At 41.7% G+C, this 17620-nt stretch carries 24 protein-coding genes; 8 read left to right on the forward strand and 16 right to left on the reverse strand.

The genetic code is table 11. From position 1 onward, the window contains the following. Window positions 1–108 precede the first annotated feature (108 nt). The 7 genes from recG to trmD are packed head-to-tail and all read left to right on the forward strand — an operon-like array spanning window position 109 to window position 4592. A complete protein-coding gene (gene recG / locus M1575_01720; GenBank protein MCL5095420.1) occupies window positions 109–2139 on the forward strand; it encodes an ATP-dependent DNA helicase RecG in 2031 nt (676 codons plus the stop codon). A 14-nt stretch (window positions 2140–2153) separates the two neighbouring features. Continuing rightward, complete coding sequence (gene rpmF, locus M1575_01725; GenBank protein MCL5095421.1) at window positions 2154–2360, forward strand: 50S ribosomal protein L32; 207 nt, start codon at window positions 2154–2156, stop codon at window positions 2358–2360. 3 nt (window positions 2361–2363) lie between these two features. Further along, the gene (gene nusB / locus M1575_01730; protein MCL5095422.1) at window positions 2364–2735 is read left to right on the forward strand and encodes a transcription antitermination factor NusB; all 372 of its coding nucleotides are present in this window, start codon (window positions 2364–2366) and stop codon (window positions 2733–2735) included. Beyond that, on the forward strand, window positions 2725–3408 hold the full coding sequence (gene rnc / locus M1575_01735) for a ribonuclease III (GenBank protein MCL5095423.1): 684 nt from the start codon (window positions 2725–2727) through the stop codon (window positions 3406–3408). The genes nusB and rnc overlap by 11 nt, the downstream gene beginning before the upstream one ends. A 31-nt stretch (window positions 3409–3439) precedes the next feature. After that, a complete protein-coding gene (gene rpsP / locus M1575_01740) occupies window positions 3440–3667 on the forward strand; it encodes a 30S ribosomal protein S16 (protein MCL5095424.1) in 228 nt (75 codons plus the stop codon). Continuing rightward, a complete protein-coding gene (locus M1575_01745) occupies window positions 3664–3900 on the forward strand; it encodes a KH domain-containing protein (GenBank protein MCL5095425.1) in 237 nt (78 codons plus the stop codon). The genes rpsP and M1575_01745 overlap by 4 nt, the downstream gene beginning before the upstream one ends. Then, the gene (gene trmD, locus M1575_01750; protein ID MCL5095426.1) at window positions 3897–4592 is read left to right on the forward strand and encodes a tRNA (guanosine(37)-N1)-methyltransferase TrmD; all 696 of its coding nucleotides are present in this window, start codon (window positions 3897–3899) and stop codon (window positions 4590–4592) included. The genes M1575_01745 and trmD overlap by 4 nt, the downstream gene beginning before the upstream one ends. Here trmD and pilO read toward each other — a convergent pair. The 16 genes from pilO to M1575_01830 all read right to left on the reverse strand — a co-directional run bounded on the left by pilO (window position 4585) and on the right by M1575_01830 (window position 16687). Further along, a complete protein-coding gene (pilO, locus tag M1575_01755) occupies window positions 4585–5289 on the reverse strand; it encodes a type 4a pilus biogenesis protein PilO (GenBank protein ID MCL5095427.1) in 705 nt (234 codons plus the stop codon). The genes trmD and pilO overlap by 8 nt on opposite strands. Then, window positions 5286–5831 carry a hypothetical protein gene (locus tag M1575_01760; protein ID MCL5095428.1) on the reverse strand — a complete coding sequence of 182 codons (546 nt, stop codon included), beginning with the start codon at window positions 5829–5831 and terminating at the stop codon, window positions 5286–5288. Before M1575_01760 ends, pilO begins: the two co-directional genes overlap by 4 nt. Then, window positions 5828–6859, reverse strand: coding sequence for a pilus assembly protein PilM (locus M1575_01765; protein ID MCL5095429.1), 1032 nt, complete (start codon window positions 6857–6859; stop codon window positions 5828–5830). Before M1575_01765 ends, M1575_01760 begins: the two co-directional genes overlap by 4 nt. A 1-nt stretch (window position 6860) precedes the next feature. Further along, window positions 6861–7697: a hypothetical protein gene (locus M1575_01770; protein MCL5095430.1), complete on the reverse strand. Its 837-nt coding sequence runs from the start codon at window positions 7695–7697 to the stop codon at window positions 6861–6863. Between the two features lie 56 nt (window positions 7698–7753). After that, on the reverse strand, window positions 7754–8260 hold the full coding sequence (locus M1575_01775) for a prepilin-type N-terminal cleavage/methylation domain-containing protein (protein ID MCL5095431.1): 507 nt from the start codon (window positions 8258–8260) through the stop codon (window positions 7754–7756). After that, window positions 8257–8664: a hypothetical protein gene (locus M1575_01780; protein ID MCL5095432.1), complete on the reverse strand. Its 408-nt coding sequence runs from the start codon at window positions 8662–8664 to the stop codon at window positions 8257–8259. The genes M1575_01775 and M1575_01780 overlap by 4 nt, the downstream gene beginning before the upstream one ends. After that, window positions 8636–9112, reverse strand: a complete 477-nt coding sequence (locus M1575_01785) for a type II secretion system GspH family protein (GenBank protein MCL5095433.1) — start codon at window positions 9110–9112, stop codon at window positions 8636–8638. The genes M1575_01780 and M1575_01785 overlap by 29 nt, the downstream gene beginning before the upstream one ends. A gap of 1 nt (window position 9113) precedes the next feature. Continuing rightward, window positions 9114–9803, reverse strand: coding sequence for a prepilin-type N-terminal cleavage/methylation domain-containing protein (locus M1575_01790; GenBank protein MCL5095434.1), 690 nt, complete (start codon window positions 9801–9803; stop codon window positions 9114–9116). A 49-nt stretch (window positions 9804–9852) separates the two neighbouring features. Further along, entirely contained in the window at window positions 9853–10476 is a 624-nt protein-coding gene (locus M1575_01795) for a type II secretion system GspH family protein (protein MCL5095435.1), read from the reverse strand. Next, window positions 10412–10936 (reverse strand): prepilin-type N-terminal cleavage/methylation domain-containing protein, encoded by a 525-nt coding sequence (locus tag M1575_01800; GenBank protein ID MCL5095436.1) that lies wholly within the window; start codon window positions 10934–10936, stop codon window positions 10412–10414. The genes M1575_01795 and M1575_01800 overlap by 65 nt, the downstream gene beginning before the upstream one ends. Beyond that, window positions 10906–11667 (reverse strand): prepilin peptidase, encoded by a 762-nt coding sequence (locus tag M1575_01805; GenBank protein ID MCL5095437.1) that lies wholly within the window; start codon window positions 11665–11667, stop codon window positions 10906–10908. The genes M1575_01800 and M1575_01805 overlap by 31 nt, the downstream gene beginning before the upstream one ends. An 83-nt stretch (window positions 11668–11750) precedes the next feature. Then, the gene (locus M1575_01810) at window positions 11751–12170 is read right to left on the reverse strand and encodes a type II secretion system GspH family protein (GenBank protein MCL5095438.1); all 420 of its coding nucleotides are present in this window, start codon (window positions 12168–12170) and stop codon (window positions 11751–11753) included. Between the two features lie 53 nt (window positions 12171–12223). Further along, a complete protein-coding gene (locus tag M1575_01815; protein MCL5095439.1) occupies window positions 12224–12628 on the reverse strand; it encodes a four helix bundle protein in 405 nt (134 codons plus the stop codon). Between the two features lie 32 nt (window positions 12629–12660). After that, window positions 12661–13869: a type II secretion system F family protein gene (locus M1575_01820; GenBank protein ID MCL5095440.1), complete on the reverse strand. Its 1209-nt coding sequence runs from the start codon at window positions 13867–13869 to the stop codon at window positions 12661–12663. Between the two features lie 2 nt (window positions 13870–13871). Then, window positions 13872–14933 carry a type IV pilus twitching motility protein PilT gene (locus M1575_01825; protein MCL5095441.1) on the reverse strand — a complete coding sequence of 354 codons (1062 nt, stop codon included), beginning with the start codon at window positions 14931–14933 and terminating at the stop codon, window positions 13872–13874. A gap of 47 nt (window positions 14934–14980) precedes the next feature. Further along, window positions 14981–16687 carry a GspE/PulE family protein gene (locus tag M1575_01830; protein ID MCL5095442.1) on the reverse strand — a complete coding sequence of 569 codons (1707 nt, stop codon included), beginning with the start codon at window positions 16685–16687 and terminating at the stop codon, window positions 14981–14983. A 94-nt stretch (window positions 16688–16781) separates the two neighbouring features. Here M1575_01830 and M1575_01835 point away from each other — a divergent pair, with 94 nt between their 5' ends. Next, window positions 16782–17513: a hypothetical protein gene (locus M1575_01835; protein ID MCL5095443.1), complete on the forward strand. Its 732-nt coding sequence runs from the start codon at window positions 16782–16784 to the stop codon at window positions 17511–17513. The last annotated feature ends 107 nt before the right edge of the window (window positions 17514–17620 follow it).

The following is a 17620-nucleotide window of genomic DNA, read 5'->3' on the forward strand; positions in this document are numbered from 1 at the left end:
ATCACTGGGTTTGGACAATCATTGTTATTTTTGCCTCGCTGGCTTTAATCTTAACCTCCTTTTTACCTTTGCTAACCTTGCGTTAAAACCTTGTGCTATACTAGCCTCATGGAGCTCGCAACGCCCGTTCAAAACGTCTACATGGTCGGTCCGACTTACGCAAAAAGACTGGAAAAATTAGGTCTTAAAACCGTCGAGGATTTGCTGTTTCATTTTCCCCACCGCTACGAAGACTATTCTTTAATTTCCAAAATTAACCAGATTAAACCCGGAGAAACAGTTACCATTCAGGGAATCGTTAACGAAATTAAAAATGAATACACGAAAAACGGCAAAAAAATCCAAAAAGCCTTAGTTTCTGACGGGACAAAAATTTTAGAAGTTACCTGGTTTAATCAGCCTTTTTTGATAAGAACGATTAAAGTGGGGGAGACCTACAATTTTTCCGGCAAAGTCAATTGGTTCGGCCATAAAGTAAGCTTAATCAGCCCCGAATACGAACAGGTCTCGGGTCAAAGATATGAAACTTTGGGCTCAATTCATACCGGCAGACTCGTTCCCATCTATTCGGAAACTTACGGCGTTACCTCCAAATGGTTGCGTTCAAGAATTGCCCCCCTTTTAAATGAATACCTGCCTTTATTTACCGAATATCTGCCGGATAAGGTTATCAGTAAAAATCAACTTTTGGCTTACCAAAAAGCGATTAGGCAAATTCATTTCCCCGATAATCAATATTTCGCGGATGCGGCTAAAAAGAGACTGGCTTTTGACGAATTATTTCTTATTCAACTGGCCTCTCTTAAAAGAAAAAAAAGGCAAGAAAAAGAAAAAGTTAAATATCAATTTAAAATAGACCCGTACCAAACCTCAATCGAAACCTTTATCAAAAAATTACCGTTTGTCTTAACTAGAGCGCAACAAAGAGTCGTACGGGAGATATTTCATGATCTTGCTCAACCCAAACCTATGAATCGTCTGCTTGAGGGCGACGTCGGTTCCGGAAAAACGGTGGTCGCCGCAATCAGCATGTATTTTTCTTATCTTAACGGCTGTCAGTCCCTTTTGCTGGCACCGACCGAAATTTTAGCCAACCAGCATTTTAAGACCCTGAAAGACCTGCTTTCTCCTTTCGGCGTGAAAGTTAATTTGCGAAGCGGAAGCTTCAAAAAAGAGGAAGAATTTGATATTTTAGTCGGGACTCACGCTCTTTTATCGGAAAAAATTAAGATTCAGAAATTAGGCCTGGTTGTTGTTGACGAACAACACCGCTTCGGGGTTGAGCAAAGAAAACAAATTCGAGAGAAAGGAGTTAATCCGCATCTTTTGTCGATGACCGCCACCCCTATTCCCCGAACCGTAGCCTTGACTTTATACGGCGATCTTGATCTGTCTTTTTTAGACGAAATGCCCAAGGGTCGAATGAAGGTCAAAACCTGGGTTGTCCCCTCATTAAAAAGAGAGGCGGCTTATGCCTGGATAAAAAAACGGGTAAAAGGAACCAAAGAACAGGCTTTTATTATCTGCCCCCTAATTGAAGAGTCGGAAACTTTAGTTTCCGTTAGGGCGGCCACTCAGGAATTTGAAAGTCTGCAAAAGAAAATTTTTCCGGATCTTCGCTTGGGCCTTCTTCATGGCCGGATGAAAGCTCGGGATAAAGATTTGGAAATTGAACGCTTTCGGTCGGGCAAATTGGATATTTTGGTTGCCACGCCGGTCGTTGAGGTCGGGATTGATATTCCCCAGGCAACCATCATGATGATTGAGGGAGCGGAAAGATTCGGCTTGGCGCAACTGCATCAATTAAGAGGTCGGGTCGGCCGGGCAAATCTTGTCTCTTATTGTCTTCTTTTTAGTGAATCCGAGCAAAATCAAAGACTTAAGGCCATGGAAAAAATCCATATCGGCGCCAATTTGGCCGAAGTCGACCTGCAGATGCGCGGTCCGGGTGAAGTTTTAGGAACCAAACAACACGGCATCCCTGATTTGAGAGTTGCCTCCTTAACCGATAAGCTTTTGATTACCGAAACGAGGTTGGCCGCTCAAGAAACCATCAATGAAGATTTGTCTTTGAAGAAATTTCCCCTCTTGAAAGAAAAGCTTGAAAGATTTACAATAAAAGCGGTTTCATCTGATTAGAAAAGCAAGATTTTATGACACCACTACCAAAAAGACGTTTATCAACAGCCAGATCAAGCAAAAGAACCAGGGCTCTTAAGTTAGCTCGTACTTCTTTGGTGACTTGTCCTCATTGCGGCCAATTGACCAAACCCCATCTTGTCTGTCCGTCTTGCGGACAATATAATAAAAAAGTCGTGATCCCCCAAAAACCGAAAGAAAAAAGTCAAAAAAATCCTTAATTAATGAAGACACTAGCCGACCCCAGACATCAAAAACGACGTAAGGTCGTTCAGGAACTTTTTGCCCTTAGTTTTCAAAAAGAAAAAACAAAACTACCCAACCAAGAAGCTTTAACTGATAGCGTTTTTGATAATCTGGAAAGAATTGACCAGATTGTCAGCAAATCGGCACCGATGTTTCCTTTAGATAAAATCGGTAAAGTTGATTTAGCCATTTTGCGTTTAGCCATTTATGAGCTCTTGGAAAAAACCGCTCCGCCCAAAGTCATTATTGACGAAGCCGTGGAATTAGCCAAAGAACTCGGCGGTGAAACTTCCTTTTCTTTTGTTAACGGCGTTTTGGGCACGGTCGTTAAAACTTATTATGAAGGATAGCGCTGATTTAAATCTTAAATTTAAAAACAAAAAGCTTCTGACTGAGGCTTTGACTCATAAATCGCATCTTAACGAAGCCGAAAATAAGAATTTGCCAAGTAACGAAAGGTTGGAATTTTTAGGCGATGCGGTTCTTTCTTTGGTCACGTCGAAGTTTTTATACGAGAAATTTCCGAACTTAGAAGAAGGCGATTTAACGAACTTAAGGGCTTCTTTAGTTAACACGCAAACTCTAGCCATTGTTTCGGGAAAAATTAATCTGGGCGAGTATTTGCTTTTAAGCCGTGGCGAAGAAGAGGGAGGGGGCAGAACGAATCCTGGTATTTTGGCTGATACTTTTGAAGCTTTAATCGGGGCCCTATATCTTGACGACGGACTGGAGACAGCCGCCGATTTTATCTCCAAAAATCTTTTTCCCCAACTTAAGGAAATTATCAGCAGCGAATCAATCCGTGATTATAAAAGTCTACTTCAAGAAAAGGTCCAAAGGCAAAAAAAAGTGGCGCCGCTATATCGAGTCTTGCAAACCGAAGGTCCGGCTCATAAAAGAATTTTTTCTATTGGCGTTTACATCGACAACCAACAATACGGGCAGGGGACCGGCCACTCAAAACAGAAGGCCGAGCAGGAAGCGGCGAAGATGGCTCTTGAAAAATTAGAAAAAATCAAGTAAAATTTCCATCTATTACGAAATAAATTGATTTATGACAGCTAAAATCAGATTAACAAGAGTCGGCACCAAAGGTAAACCACGCTGGCGTTTAGTCGTCCAACAGGAAACCGTCAAAAGAAACGGTAAGGTTATCGAGGTTTTAGGTATCTACGATCCGCAAATTAAACCTCCGCTTATTAAAGTCAATCGGGAAAGAATTAAATGGTGGCAAGAACATGGCGCGCAAACAAGTTTATCGGCTAAAAAAATCATCAAATGAAAGATTTTCTTTTATATTTAGTTAAGGGAATTGTTGATCATCCCGACGAGGTCACGGTAACCGAAGTTTCCGGCGGGGAAAACCAAGTAAATTTAGAAATTAAAGTTTTTAATGATGATATCGGTAAAGTCATCGGCAAGGGCGGAAAAATCATCAAAAGCCTGCGTCATCTTTTAAGAATCAGGGGCATTAAGGAAAATAAAGTCGTCAATGTTCAACTCGTGGAAGAATGAAAATCACTATTTTAACCCTCTTTCCGGAAATGTTTGTCGGACCTTTTGATCACTCCATTATTAAAAGAGCCTTAGATAATAAACTTTTAGAGATAAACTTTGTTAATCTCCGTGATTTTGGCGAAGGACCACATAAAACCGTTGACGATAAACCCTATGGCGGGGGAGCGGGGATGATTTTAAAAGTTGACGTTATTGATGAAGCTCTTAAAAAGGTCAAGAATCGGGGAAAAATCGTTTTACTTGATCCCAGAGGCAAAGTTTTCAATCAGAAAATGGCTTGGAATTTTTCTAAATTAGATCATTTAGTCTTAATTTGCGGGCATTACGAGGGCGTTGACGAAAGGGTTAAAAAAATTATTGATGAAACTATTTCCGTCGGTGATTACGTTTTAACCGGAGGAGAAATTCCGGCGATGGTCATTACCGACTCTGTTTGTCGTCTCCTCCCGAAAGTCCTTTCTAAAAAAGACGCAACCCGTTACGAATCTTTCTCCCGACTCCAAACTCATAACCCAGAATTTATTTTAGAGTATCCGCAATACACCAGACCGCCGGAATTCAAGGGGATGAAAGTTCCCCCGGTCCTTCTTTCCGGAGATCATCAAAAGATTGAAGTCTGGCGGGAAAAAGAAGCTTATAAACTGACCAAAAAAAGAAGACCCGATCTTCTTAAAGAAGAAGTTATTTAAACACGTCGGGTTTGCCTTGTGGAAAATTAGTTTGCGTTGGCGGCAACAGTTCTCTTTCGTAAATTATTTTTAGAATTTGTTCTTCTTTATCGCTTCGCTTTGGCAGGGGATCGTCAATCTTCATTTTTTCCTGATTTGGAAACGGCAGAAAATAAGCCACCAAATCTATGGCAAGCTTGGCGGATCCGGTGGTCTCGGTAAAGGTCATTTCCGCTTTTTGCAAACCTAAAGCTCTCCCGGTATGAAAAAGTTTTTCAAAGAAAGTCTCGAGCTGATCATAACGGCCTTCAACCGCCGTTTGCACGGGTAAAATGTCCTGCTCTCCCGAAGCGGCGGAAAAAGAAGCGATTTTCCCCGGAGCTAAATCAAGCTTTTGCAAAGTCACGCCCGAGGAAGAAGCGGCAAAATCAACGATTCGTAAAATGCTCGGGGCGTCTTTACCGTCAGGCAAAACGAAATTAATCTTATTAAGATCTTCTTGAAGCTTACGATTATCCTGATTCGCCAAAAGACTGCTTTTTGTAACCAAACGACTAAGCCTTTCTTGAATACCGGAAAGTTCTCGTCTGGTAACGTCTATCTCTCCGATTTTGGGAAGATCAACCTTCACAAAAAGGACAATCATCACCAGAAAAACCAAGGAAGGCCAGAGAAAAAGACCATACTTATAAAAAAAGTTAAGTAATTTTGTTTTCATTTAAATTCTAAAAATTTAAAAGTCAGAGTAAAACTATATTCTTTTTTGTCGTTCATTTGAGTCCCGTTAATAACGATATTTTTAACCAGGCCGCTTTTCTCCTTCTTGGCCAAAAGATTAACAAAGTCCTCAAGAACCTGAGAGTCAGAAACCTTAATTTTCATTGTCGTTAGGCCTTCTTTAGTAAAAGAAACGGTATTGATAATCACTCTTTCCGAACTTAAAGATTCGGAGAATTTTAAGACGTCTTCGGGCTTAAGCGGATTTTGCCAAATCGTCCCCAAAAGAGATATTTTGGCCATAAGGGCTCGATAAAGGTTTTCCGTCGGCGCCAAGGAGACAATCTTTTCTTCTTCTTTTTTAATGGCTTCTCTGGTATCCGCGGTATTTTTAACCAAAAACCAGTAAAAGCCGAAAACAATAAGGTTAAAAAGAAAAAAAAGAAGAATCAGAAACTCGGACAATTGCAGAATTTTTTTCTTCCGCTCTTTCTCTTGTTGATTTTCCGGTTCCCGTTCAAAGAGATTGATTGAAGTTTTCATACTGTTTCTTTCATGGCCAAACCGACAGCCACCGCGTAAACGGGTCCTTCTTCTTCAACTTGGGGATAAACTTTTACGTCTTTTTCCACGTCCGTCCAGGGATTACCTATTTGCGTTTCGATCCCCAAATTTTGGGTTAAGTAGGTAACCAAACCGGGTAATCTGGCGGTCCCGCCGCAAAGACTGATGACTTTAATCGGTTCTTCGGCATGTTTTCCCTGATCAAACAAAAGAGCTCTTTTGATTTCCTCAACAACGGTATCAAAAATCGGCTTGATGGCTTGCAAAATTTTCCCCTCAAGCTTATCTTCTTCTAAACCGTAAGTTCTTTTGTATTCTTCGGCCTGGGAAAGTTCAAAGCCCATTTCCCGAGCCACGGCTCTAGCCAAAGCTTCGCCGCCGGTCCCGATTGAACGGGTAAAACCTAAGAAGCCGTTTCTCACAATCGAGAGATCGGTCGTCGCGGCGCCGAAATTAATAAGAAGGGTCGGGGTAGGGGATTTGCCCACTAAAGATCTTGAGACAGCGATAATCTCCGGTTCCAAAGAAACTAAATCCAAACCGGCCGCCTCGGTGACACTCCGGTATTTTTGGATTAAACCTATGGGGGCGGCAACCAAAAGAACCTCAATTTTATCCTTACCGATTTTTTCTTCCGGGGTTAAAATGGCAAAATCAATTTTAACCTCCGAAAGAGGCATGGGAATATACTGTTCTCCTTCCCACTTGATCGCGCTGGCCATCTCCTCTTCGTTTAAAGGCGGCATTTCGATGACGCGGCTAAAAATCTGCGATTCCGGCAGAGAAAGATTAACCCGACGGTTATTGACTTTAATATCAGTCCAGAGTTTTTTAATGGCAATACCGACCGTTTCAAGGTCGATTTTCGCTTCGGAAACCAAACCTTTTGGCGGGGTGGGAACAAGACCTGAAGCTTTTAAGATAAAACCCCTGTCTTTTTTTTCCAGTTGGACAATTTTGATCGTGTGGGAACCAATATCTAAACCAAGGGGCAGGTTTGTCGCCATATTATTTCGTCAAGGACCCTCCTGAAAAGAGAATATAATCAAAAATAGCCGGTAAAACCGGATAAGTACGGGTCACCTTGACTTTGCGGGTTGACTCGCCCGAAGTTCCGGTTGAAGTAATTTCGATTCCTTGTTGGGGGAAAGCGGCTTCGGATCCCACGGCTTGAACACCGATATTGGCAGAACCGTAGAACGGCCGCAAACGTAAAGCAAAAGCTTTATAAAATAAAGGTGCGGTTGAATAGTTGAATTCCACACCGTAATTAAAACCTAATTCACAATTATATGATCCGCTGGCAGCAAAATTATTAGAATGAAGGTCAGAAGGTGCTTTATAGGCACCTCTGAAAATCTGGTAGGGACCGTTACTGCCTGTTTGTTGATAAACTAAGGTTATCTCCATGGAGGGGTCAACACTTTCAGCTTTTTCCCAACAGATATTAATCTTTTTAGCGGTAGAATTATAAAAACCCGTGCTTGGATCAAGGGTTCCGTCTGTATCATTGTGTTTAACTAACCAAACCGTGTAAGTATCACCGACACCGACGTTATTAACCCTGAATTGCCTGCTGTTACCAGCGGCAGCAGAGGTAAAAGTATACGTAGCTTTATTATCGCTAAAGGTCCCATTACCGGAAGTTTCTCCTTTTAAAGCGGCTTCGATACCGGCCTCGGCGGCGGCAAAAGCGCGTGCCGAGTCTTCCATTTGGGTTGAAATCTTAATGTCGGTTGAAGAACGGCCAATGGATGACAAACCGACGGTTAAGCCGACGGTCATCACCAAAAGAATGATTAAAAGAGCCTGACCAGACTCATAAAGACGATTTTTTTCCACCATAGGAAGATTTCTCCTTAAGTTTATTTTAGAGACTGCCAACTTTCCTGTCAAGCTTCTTAGTAATTTCTTAGAGAAACTGTCGTCTGGAAATTTATTGAGGCTTTTTCTTCGGGACGCGTGGCTGAAACATTGGCTTGAGTTAAAGCAAAACTGATCATGATAAGATCGGGCTTACCCGAAGTTCTCGTACAGGTAAAAAATAAATTATTGGCTCTAACTTTAGTATTCGTCAACATGCCGCCAGTTGAGGCGATCTGGTTACCCGAAAGCGAAAAGGTTGTTGTTGTCGAGGGATTTCCGGGGTTGGTTATTTGCAAAGAATTACGATTGGTAAAAGGACAAGGATTAACCACGTTATCTAAACCAATGGCGTTTCTAACCATCTTTTCCATCACCGAAAGCGCGTAATCACCGTTTTGCTTAACCTCCCTGGTTAGGTCGGTTTTAGCCGTGCTTTGTAAAACCGTAAAGAAAATTTGCGTCACGATAAAGCCGACCGTGCCTAAAATTGCCACCACGACTAAAAGCTCAATTAGGGTATAACCGTTAATTCTTTTTCTCATTTGGTCACCCAATTTGAAAGAAATGATGTTAATTGAGATTGATGTGAGCCCGAACTGTCAAGCCAGGAAACGGTTATGGTTATTTTCCGTTTTTCCGCATCGCCTTCGTCCAGACAATTTATGGTTCTGGTAAAGGGAACAGGAACAGCACCTGGATTATAAGTCGGACAACTCGTCTTAAAATTGCTCCAAGTATTTTGGTCACGAAAGGCCCTGGTTTTTTCCATGCCTTCTTCGGCATATTTCGTTGCCAAAGCTTGATTCTTTGAAAATTGGACGTTTTTGATCGCTTCTCCGACCGTAAAAACCAGGCCGGTGATAATCAAAACCGCAATCGCCATGGTGGCGACAACCTCAATTAATGATTGACCGTTTTTATGAGCAAGAGGTGACAAAACCGCCATCCTGAATTTCTCCTGTCGTGGTAACGATGATTTTATAGTATAAATTAAAACCAAAAAGACAAATCGTCCGTTGAGTTTCAACGCCCTGTCCTAATATCTTAAATTCAATGGGTTGGGGTGAATTGGAAATATTTACGCCAGCAGGTAAGGGAAAAGTTGTTGTCGTCCCAGAACCTGCAGGCGAAACGCAAACAGCGTTAGTTTGATAATTATTAGCCGTAAAACTTACCCGGTAACGATCAAGAGTCGCGCAGGAACTTTTATTGCCGGTAAAGGCTTTCGTCTTGGCCGATTGTAAGTCATTTCTTAAGTCAAAGGCGGCCTGTTTTACGGTCTGGCGTTTATTAAAATCATTGTATCTGGCCAAACCGACGGTAAAAAGAATCGCGCCCACGGCGATCACCAAAAGCAGCTCGATTAAGGTAAAACCACGGTTTTTGGCTAACATTTTAAAAACCACCATCGCTACCCGCAACGCAACAACAGGGTTTACTAGAAACACAAGAGTTAGGATACGAGTATGTACCGCTACATATTTTCCCAAGCCCGGTACAACCAGATGTCGTGTTACATGTCCCTCCGCCATAAACACTACAAGAGTACTGGCAAGTTCTAGTCCCGGGAGAACACGCTAGTCCGGCACAACAATCACCATCATAGGTGCAACTCACATTTATTGTTTTGCACTGTTGCGGCGTTGGTATTGGCGTTGGTATTGGTGTCGGCGTGGGTGTAACAATAATGACATTCGAACCTTCGGTCGTCACCTGATAGACCCCGCCGGTTTCCAAACTGGCGTTTAAAAGAAAACCATTTCTGCAAAGAACAGGCCCGGAAGAAGTATAACTATAGCGAGTTGCATCACCGGGGATAGGGTCCAAATACGTACGCCCGCTGTACGTTAAGGCTGTTGTTCCGTTAAAATTAAGAGCTTCCGGATAGCAATTGCTGTCGGCCCGGTACATTTCCAAAGCGCTTCTCACTTTTTCCATATCCGCTTTTCTTTTGGAATCGCGGGTTTTTTTCATTTGCTGGGGGTAATTAGTCAAAATTCCAATACTCGCCAAAATGCCGATTAAAACAAGAACCACCAAAAGCTCAATGAGGGTAAAACCGGCAATTTTTTTAAGTTTTAACATCTCTTTTTATTATATTATAATCTACTTTAAATTCAATCTTTATAACTACTTAATTTGATCTCAAAAACGAACCCGTGCTAATTTGCCAAGCATGTTGTGGTCTAACGGGATCATAAAAAAGGTCGTTTGGATTATTAAGAGCACCAGGAGCTTCCGGAGAACAATGGGCTAAGAGTTTATAATTTTGCCCGTTAGAAAGATAAAGATAACAACTTTTCCAGGAAGTCCCGCAAATTGAGACAGTAAGGGGGTTAGTCTGTCCACTCCGGGGATCTTTTGGTAGTTCTTCAATGTATTGAGGAGAAAGATTAGGAATGTATCCATTTGGGCCACTGAGATCATAAGATCCTCCGTTATCGCCGCAGGCCCCCCGCCACGATCCCGCAACGGGATAAGTATTGTTATCTGTCTTATACATTTCCAAGGCCGTTTTTATTTTCGTTAAGTCTGCTTTTCTTTGCAGGTCGCGGGATTTTTGCATTTGCGTCTGGATATTCGTTATCACCAAAATCCCGATGGTGATGGAAATAATCACCAAAACAATTAAAAGTTCAATTAAGGTAAAACCTCTGTTTTTTTTAAGTTTTAGCATTTCTTTATTATAAAGACTACCAACCTGCAGAACCCGGGCCAGAGTGAACTTGCCAGGCCCATGTTGGTCTTGCCGAATCATAGAAAAGATCATTTGAACTATAAGCACCGGGCGCTTCCGGAGAACAATGGGCTAAGAGTTTATAATTTTGCCCATCATCAGAACGATAAAGATAACAAGTCGAGGCGCTATCATTACAAGGCGGATAAGATTGCCCATTTCTGGGATCAAGCGGCAATTTCGCAATATAAGTCGGAGCCAAATTAGGAATATAACCAGTTGCTCCACTGGTTGAATAATTTCCATATCCGCATCCTGATCCCTGCCAAGAACCTCCAGATGATGGATAGTTATTATTAATTTCCCGGTACATCTCTAAGGCATTTTTTAATTGCGACAAATCATTTTTTCTCGTTGCGTCGCGGGTTTTTTTAAGAGAGGTCTGGACGTTTGTGTAAATGACGAAACTGCTCACGATCCCAACCAGGACAAGAACGATTAGGAGTTCGATTAAAGTAAAGCCGCGATCAGTTTTTCCCATAAAAGGTGGCCGTAAAACAGGGCAAAAATCGTGCTTCCTGCCAAAAACGGTCCAAAAGGAATATGACTTTTTAACTTTTTTTTGCCTCTTAAAATCAGTATTACACCGATGGCGGCCCCTGTCAAGAAAGCCAGGTATAAAGCGACGATAATTTTCGGATAGCCCAAAAAAAGACCCATCAAAACGGCTAATTTGAAATCCCCAAAACCCATACCCCGGCCGGAAGTTAATAAAAATAAAATTAAAAAAAGGAGACCGGCCAAAAAGCCGGAGATGAGATTCGATATAAGGATATTGGGATATAAGGAGAAGATGAGAGTGATGATGATGGCCGGATAAACGATTTCGTCGGGAATTATTTCGTGGTAAAGATCAATAAAGAAAATGACAATTAAAGCGTAAATAAGTATTAAGTAGTAGGTAGTAAGTATTAAGTCTTGTCTGCTTAATACTAAATACTTAATACTTAATACTGTAAGTACTCCCGTCACTAATTCCACAAAAGGATATTGCCAACTGATAGGGAAGTGACAATGCCGGCAACGACCGCCCAAAACAAGAAAAGAAAGAAGCGGAAGGTTATCATACCAGGAAATTTTCTTTTTGCATTTAGGACAAAAAGAGCGGCCGGTAAGGGGAAGGGAATTGGGTAAACGATAAATCAAAACATTCAAAAACGAACCGAATACCAAACCAAAACAAAAGAAAAAAAGTGGAAACAAAAAAATCATAAGAAAATTAACACCTTTACACTGAAAGAATTCAACCTTATACAAGGCTGAATTCTTTGTGGATTTATTTCTCTTTACCTAAATTATGGCGGACAGACACCAACTCCCGTACTTGTTCCAATCTTCCCGTTTGACGCACACCAAACAAAAGCAGGCGTCGGCGACGTTCCACCCGTATATTTTTTAGACAGCAAGTTTGTGGAAACAATCGGCGCGCTAGTCGTTCCCCCAATCGTATACGTATATCCTGTTGGTGGAGTAGGCGCAGTTTTTAACTCTCCAAATGTGACCAAATCGGCTGTTGTCAAAACGTAAACCGAACTGTGAGCTGTGGCATACGCCTCCATAGCGGTAGCAATCTGCCCGATATCGTTCATCGCTTTAGCGTCGTTGGCCGAGCGTATCTTATCTAAAGGATCAATAACCATAAACAACCCGGCTGAAAGAACGGCTAAAATAGCGATCACAACCAAAAGCTCAATTAAAGTAAAACCTCTTTTCATTATTCACCCCCTTTCTTTCTAACTCACGGATAATTAAGGAAAATTATGGATAATCAGGGATTATCACGAAAAGTTCGCCACGTTCCTTCTCTTTGCATTTTCAAGATTGCCTGTATCTGACGAGTTAATAAATAATCTGTCTTGCCACATAATTCGTCTAATTTTTTATATTCATCTTCTGTTATTAATCTGTCTTCTCGACAATCTTCTATGTCTCCTAATAATTCTCCTAAAGATCCTCGACTGATATTAAGAAATTGTATATATTCTCCTGCTGTTCCTCGTTTATATCCTTCTTGTATATTTTGTTTTGCGCTTCGTGCTGCATCTCTCATTTGGCTTACTCTTCTAAATTCAATTTTAGGAAATCTTTTAGTAATTTGATAAATTAAACTTCTTAAAGAATAACTATTTCGCCAAACGATTAATTTTCTAAATCCTCCTTGATATTCCGTCATTCTCCCTTATACTCCGCGTTTTCCCTTTCTTTTTAGAAAGCATTTGTTAACTGATAAATCGGCATGATGATCGAAAAGATCATGAAACCAACGCCGACGGCCAATACAACCATTATTATGGGTTCAATCGCGGTTGTCAAGCCTTTAACCATTTGTTCCGATTCGGTCTCAAAATAATGAGACAATTTAAGCAGCGAGTCGTCAAGTTTGCCGGTTTCTTCGCCGACTTTCGTCATTTGTCCCAAAATGGCCGGATAAAGAGGATTCTGGGCAAAAAGCACCCCCATAGGAAAACCTTTTTCCACTTTAAGGGCAACCTCTTTTAAGCCCTCCTGATAAAGGATACTTTCAATTGACCCAGAGACAATATTTAAAGCTTCAATAATGGGCAATCCCGCGCTCACCAAAAGACCTAAAGTCCGACAGAATTCGGTTAAAATAATTTCCTGTCTTAATTTTCCCATTACCGGTAAACTGAAGAGAAATTTATCCAAAAGATGCGCGCCGATGGAAGTTTTTTTCCAAAGATTAAAAAGAAAAATACTCAAAACTCCCAAAAGTAAAATAAGCCACCAAAAGGAAACCGAAAAATCCGAAATCGCTATCAAAATTCTCGTGGTTAATGGTAGGGCAACGTTAAAATCCTTATACATCACGGTCAGTCTTGGCACCACCAAAACCATCATCAAGAACATAACAATGACCATGCCGATTAAAATAATAACCGGATAAATCATCGCTCCTTTAACTTTTGATTGAAATTCTTTTTCTTTTTCCAAGTTATCGGCCAGTCTCGTCAAAACCTGATCAAGCATCCCGCCGGCTTCGCCGGCTCTGATTAAGGCAACATAGCTTCGGGAAAAATACCTGGGATATTTTTCCAAAGCATTGGCAAAATTATTGCCGGCCTCAACCTCATGCTGTACATCATCTAAAACCCTGGTAAAAGCCGGATTCATTTTTTGGCCACGCAGAATATTTAAAGCGTCGGTTAAGGTTAAACCGGCGACAAACATGGTCGCCAATTGTCGGGTAAAATTGACGATATCGTTAAAACCCACGCCTTTGAGGTTATTGGTTAAAGCGGAAAAAGAGAATTTGCCGGTCGCCGGGACGATATTGATGACCAAAAAACCCTGTTCTCTTAAAAGATTGGCCGCATCCCGATCGGTCCGCGCCTCAACCACGCCGGTGCCGCGCTTCCCGTATTGATCCCTAATTTTATAATTAAAAAGCGCCATATTTAACTGCGTCTGCCCTTGGTTAAACGATCCAACTCTTCCGGTTTTAAAGCAAAGCTTTGGGCAACTTCCAGGGTAATTTTTCCGGCCTTAACTAAACGGGCCAGGGTTCCTTCAAGCGAAATCATCCCCAGTTCCGCCGAAGTTTGGATAATATTATCAATCAAATGTGTTTTGCCTTCCCGGATCGTCGTTTTCACGGCCGGGGTTGCCGTTAAAATCTCGCAGGCGGGAATGCGGCCGCCGCCGACCGCCGGCAATAATCTTTGTGATAAAATTCCTTCCAAAGTTGCTGATAATTGCATTCTCACTTGCGCTTTCGTATGTTCGGGAAAAACATCAACAATACGGTCAACGGTTTGCGCGGCGGAGTTGGTATGCAAAGTCGCAAAAACCAAATGACCGGTTTCGGCAATCGTTAGGGCCGCGGAAATCGTCTCATAATCGCGCATTTCGCCGATTAAAACAACATCAGGATCCTCACGCAAACACGAACGCAGAGAAACTTCCCAGGAATGACTGTCAAGATGCATTTCTCGCTGTGAAACCATGGACTTACCTTTAGGATAAACGTATTCAATCGGATCTTCAATCGTAATAATATGCGTTGCCCGAGTCTGATTAATTTCGTCAATGATCGCCGCCAAGGTCGTTGATTTACCGTGGCCGGTCGGACCGGTCATGAGGATAAAACCTTGTCTTAGAGACGCAAAAGTATGACAAATCTGGGGCAAATTAAGCTCGTCAATTGACCTTATTTTAAAAGGAATTAATCTGAAAGCCGCCGCCATCGAACCTTTTTGAAAATAGACATTTACCCGAAACCTGGCCTGATCGGTTCCGTAACTAAAATCAAGCTCTTTATTAGCTAAAAAAAGTTCTTTTTGTTCCGGACTTAAAATCGCCAAAATCAACGACTCGGCTTCTTCGGCGGTTAGAAGTTCTTTGTCAGAAAGGGGAACAAGGAAACCGTCAATTCTTAGGGTCGGTTGCATCCCCACCACCAGATGAAGGTCCGAGGCCCCTCGGCGGTTTGTTTCGTTTAATAATTCTTGAATATTCACTTTCCCTCCTTATTTCATACTTAATACTTTATACTTAATACTAAATACTAATCTTGGGCGACTCTTAAAACTTCCTCTATTGTCGTTATCCCCTCAATAACTTTCAAGTAACCGTCTTGTTTCATCGTGATCATGCCTTCTTCAACCGCTTGTTTTTCCACTTGGTCCGCGGACGCTCTTTCCAAAACCATCCGACCGATTTTTTCCGAAATCGGTAAAACCTCAAAAACGCCCACCCGGCCGAAATAACCGGTACCGTTACATTCCTGGCAACCCTTACCTTTGTAAAGTTTAACCGCCCCTTTAAGAGGCGGAAATAAATTACCCAAGACTTTTTTAATATCTTCAACGACTTCGGGTGCCGGTTCGTAAGATTCTTTGCACTCCGGACAAATTTTACGGCAAATCCGCTGGCCGACAATGGCGTTTAAAGAGGACGCCACCAAGAAAGGCTCCGCCCCCATATCCAAAAGCCGGGGCAGGGCTGTCGAGGCATTATTGGTGTGCAGGGTCGAAAAAACCAAATGACCGGTTAAGGCCGCCTGGATGGCCAGGCCGGTTGTTTCGCTATCCCGAATTTCTCCCACCAAAATAATATTCGGATCCTGACGCAAGAAAGCTTTTAGGCCGGTAGCAAAGGTTAAGCCGGCTTGAGGATTAACCTGCACCTGATTAACACCGGCAATTTGGTATTCAACGGGGTCTTCCAAAGTGACGATATTGACCCTGATGGTATTTAATCTTGACAAAACCGCGTATAAAGTCGTGGTTTTCCCGGAACCGGTCGGTCCCGTGACTAAAATAATACCGTGCGGCCGCAAAATGGCAATTTCCAAATTTTTCAAAGCCGTACCGCGAAGACCTAGTTCCGGCAAAGAAGGAACGCCACCGCTTTTTTTCAAAAGTCGCATAACGACTTTTTCCCCGAAAGACGTCGGCAGGGTGGAAATACGCAAATCAACCTCTTCTTCACCCATTTTAAAATTGAAACGGCCGTCCTGGGGCACCCGGCGTTCGTCAATTTTCATATCCGATAAAATTTTTATTCTGGAAACCACGGCCTCGTGAACTGATTTGGGCAGGGCGATTTTTTCGTGCAAAATACCGTCAATTCGATAACGAACCCTCGTTTTGTCTTCACCCGGTTCGATATGAATATCAGAGGCCCTTGACTTAATGGCAAATTCGAGAAGAGTCGAAACTATTTTGGCAATCGGCGCTTCTCTGATAACTTCACCCAATTTACCCGCCTCAAAAGTCCTTACCGACGGCAGGGAAGTTTCTTTTAAGGCAGCCGTGACTTCAGTCGTTAAATTTTGAGAGTACTGCTGATCAATGATTTCTTTAATTTCTTCGGGCAAAGCCAAAAAAGGCACAATTTTTTTACCGGATTTTCTTTCCACGAATTCAATCACCTGCAAATCTAAAGGGTCGGCCATGGCTACCGATAAAAGATTTTTTTTGTCGTCAAAATTAAAGGGGAAAAGATTATAGCGCCTGGCGACAGGCTCGGGAATATAAGTTAAAATCTCCGGCGAAACACCTTTACCGGTTAAGGTGACAAAAGGAACATTTAAAAGTTTTGCCTTCGCTTTGCCTATTTGTTCTGGGGTGGTCAGTTTTTTTCTGGTAACGATCTCTTCAATCGAAATCCCGCTGTTTAAACTTTCAACCTTAACACTCGAGGCAATTTCCGGAGTAATAACTTTATCCGCAGCTAAAAGATCAACCAGTGTTTGGGCAGAATCAACCATAAATTTATTTCTAGGGTTATGACAAAGTAACTGGTCAATAAACCTAGCACTATACTTATTATTAGATCTTTCATGTATAATGTCAATTATTAAAATGCAAAGTTTTATTCTTGTCGGCGGGTCAGAAGAAGAAAGACTAAAAAAAGCTCTGGACCTTAACGGTCAGGATTTAAAAATCTCCAAGTTTGATACTATTATTATTGGGGGTGAAACTTCAATCGGCATCGGCCAGATCCGTCAACTCTTTCATGAATTAAGTCTAAAACCTTATAATTCCAAAGCCAGGTCGGCGATTGTTCATCCCGGAGAACTCTTGACCGTCGAGGCCCAGAATGCCCTTTTAAAAATGCTGGAGGAGGCCAGAGAAACGGCCTTCATCATTTTAACCACACCGCAAATTGACCTTTTGTTGTCCACTGTGACCTCCCGCTGCCAAATCATTAAATTAGCTCCCAAAACCGAAATTTCTTTAGAGGAAGAAGAATTTAAGAAAATGATTTTTGATCTATTATCTATTATCCAATCAGGAGTAGGGGAAAGGTTAAAATTTGCCGAAACTTTGGGAAAAGATCGGGAAGAAATCAAACTTTGGCTTATTAAATTACTAACTGTCTGCCGGGAAATATTATTATTAAAAAGCGGCGCCAGGGTTGACCCGCAACGTGTTAACATGTTAACACAATATGGAAAAACCCCAGCACTTTTAACAACGGCGGATTTACTGCAAACGATTAAGGAAATTAACCAAACAAAAACCATGCTTGAGCAAAATGTCAATCCCAGATTAGCTTTAGAAAATCTTCTGCTCGCTTTTCCTAAAACTTAAAAAAAGTCCTTTTTCTCCTTGATTTACGCTAAAATTTTTGCTAAAATAGACCTATCTAATCTTTAAAAATCAGTCTAAAGACAGGTGTCTTTTTTTGTTTTAGGACT

Source organism: Patescibacteria group bacterium (assembly GCA_023473585.1).
GTDB lineage: Bacteria > Patescibacteriota > Microgenomatia > JAMCYU01 > JAMCYU01 > JAMCYU01.

What these genes read in the sequence shown, in the direction of transcription:
- recG (MCL5095420.1), top strand. Translation starts at nt 109, where the DNA reads ATGGAGCTCGCAACGCCCGTTCAAAACGTCTACATGGTCGGTCCGACT.
- rpmF (MCL5095421.1), top strand. Translation starts at nt 2,154, where the DNA reads ATGACACCACTACCAAAAAGACGTTTATCAACAGCCAGATCAAGCAAA.
- nusB (MCL5095422.1), top strand. Translation starts at nt 2,364, where the DNA reads ATGAAGACACTAGCCGACCCCAGACATCAAAAACGACGTAAGGTCGTT.
- rnc (MCL5095423.1), top strand. Translation starts at nt 2,725, where the DNA reads ATGAAGGATAGCGCTGATTTAAATCTTAAATTTAAAAACAAAAAGCTT.
- rpsP (MCL5095424.1), top strand. Translation starts at nt 3,440, where the DNA reads ATGACAGCTAAAATCAGATTAACAAGAGTCGGCACCAAAGGTAAACCA.
- M1575_01745 (MCL5095425.1), top strand. Translation starts at nt 3,664, where the DNA reads ATGAAAGATTTTCTTTTATATTTAGTTAAGGGAATTGTTGATCATCCC.
- trmD (MCL5095426.1), top strand. Translation starts at nt 3,897, where the DNA reads ATGAAAATCACTATTTTAACCCTCTTTCCGGAAATGTTTGTCGGACCT.
- pilO (MCL5095427.1), bottom strand. Translation starts at nt 5,289, where the DNA reads ATGAAAACAAAATTACTTAACTTTTTTTATAAGTATGGTCTTTTTCTC.
- M1575_01760 (MCL5095428.1), bottom strand. Translation starts at nt 5,831, where the DNA reads ATGAAAACTTCAATCAATCTCTTTGAACGGGAACCGGAAAATCAACAA.
- M1575_01765 (MCL5095429.1), bottom strand. Translation starts at nt 6,859, where the DNA reads ATGGCGACAAACCTGCCCCTTGGTTTAGATATTGGTTCCCACACGATC.
- M1575_01770 (MCL5095430.1), bottom strand. Translation starts at nt 7,697, where the DNA reads ATGGTGGAAAAAAATCGTCTTTATGAGTCTGGTCAGGCTCTTTTAATC.
- M1575_01775 (MCL5095431.1), bottom strand. Translation starts at nt 8,260, where the DNA reads ATGAGAAAAAGAATTAACGGTTATACCCTAATTGAGCTTTTAGTCGTG.
- M1575_01780 (MCL5095432.1), bottom strand. Translation starts at nt 8,664, where the DNA reads ATGGCGGTTTTGTCACCTCTTGCTCATAAAAACGGTCAATCATTAATT.
- M1575_01785 (MCL5095433.1), bottom strand. Translation starts at nt 9,112, where the DNA reads ATGTTAGCCAAAAACCGTGGTTTTACCTTAATCGAGCTGCTTTTGGTG.
- M1575_01790 (MCL5095434.1), bottom strand. Translation starts at nt 9,803, where the DNA reads ATGTTAAAACTTAAAAAAATTGCCGGTTTTACCCTCATTGAGCTTTTG.
- M1575_01795 (MCL5095435.1), bottom strand. Translation starts at nt 10,476, where the DNA reads ATGATTCGGCAAGACCAACATGGGCCTGGCAAGTTCACTCTGGCCCGG.
- M1575_01800 (MCL5095436.1), bottom strand. Translation starts at nt 10,936, where the DNA reads ATGGGAAAAACTGATCGCGGCTTTACTTTAATCGAACTCCTAATCGTT.
- M1575_01805 (MCL5095437.1), bottom strand. Translation starts at nt 11,667, where the DNA reads ATGATTTTTTTGTTTCCACTTTTTTTCTTTTGTTTTGGTTTGGTATTC.
- M1575_01810 (MCL5095438.1), bottom strand. Translation starts at nt 12,170, where the DNA reads ATGAAAAGAGGTTTTACTTTAATTGAGCTTTTGGTTGTGATCGCTATT.
- M1575_01815 (MCL5095439.1), bottom strand. Translation starts at nt 12,628, where the DNA reads ATGACGGAATATCAAGGAGGATTTAGAAAATTAATCGTTTGGCGAAAT.
- M1575_01820 (MCL5095440.1), bottom strand. Translation starts at nt 13,869, where the DNA reads ATGGCGCTTTTTAATTATAAAATTAGGGATCAATACGGGAAGCGCGGC.
- M1575_01830 (MCL5095442.1), bottom strand. Translation starts at nt 16,687, where the DNA reads ATGGTTGATTCTGCCCAAACACTGGTTGATCTTTTAGCTGCGGATAAA.
- M1575_01835 (MCL5095443.1), top strand. Translation starts at nt 16,782, where the DNA reads ATGCAAAGTTTTATTCTTGTCGGCGGGTCAGAAGAAGAAAGACTAAAA.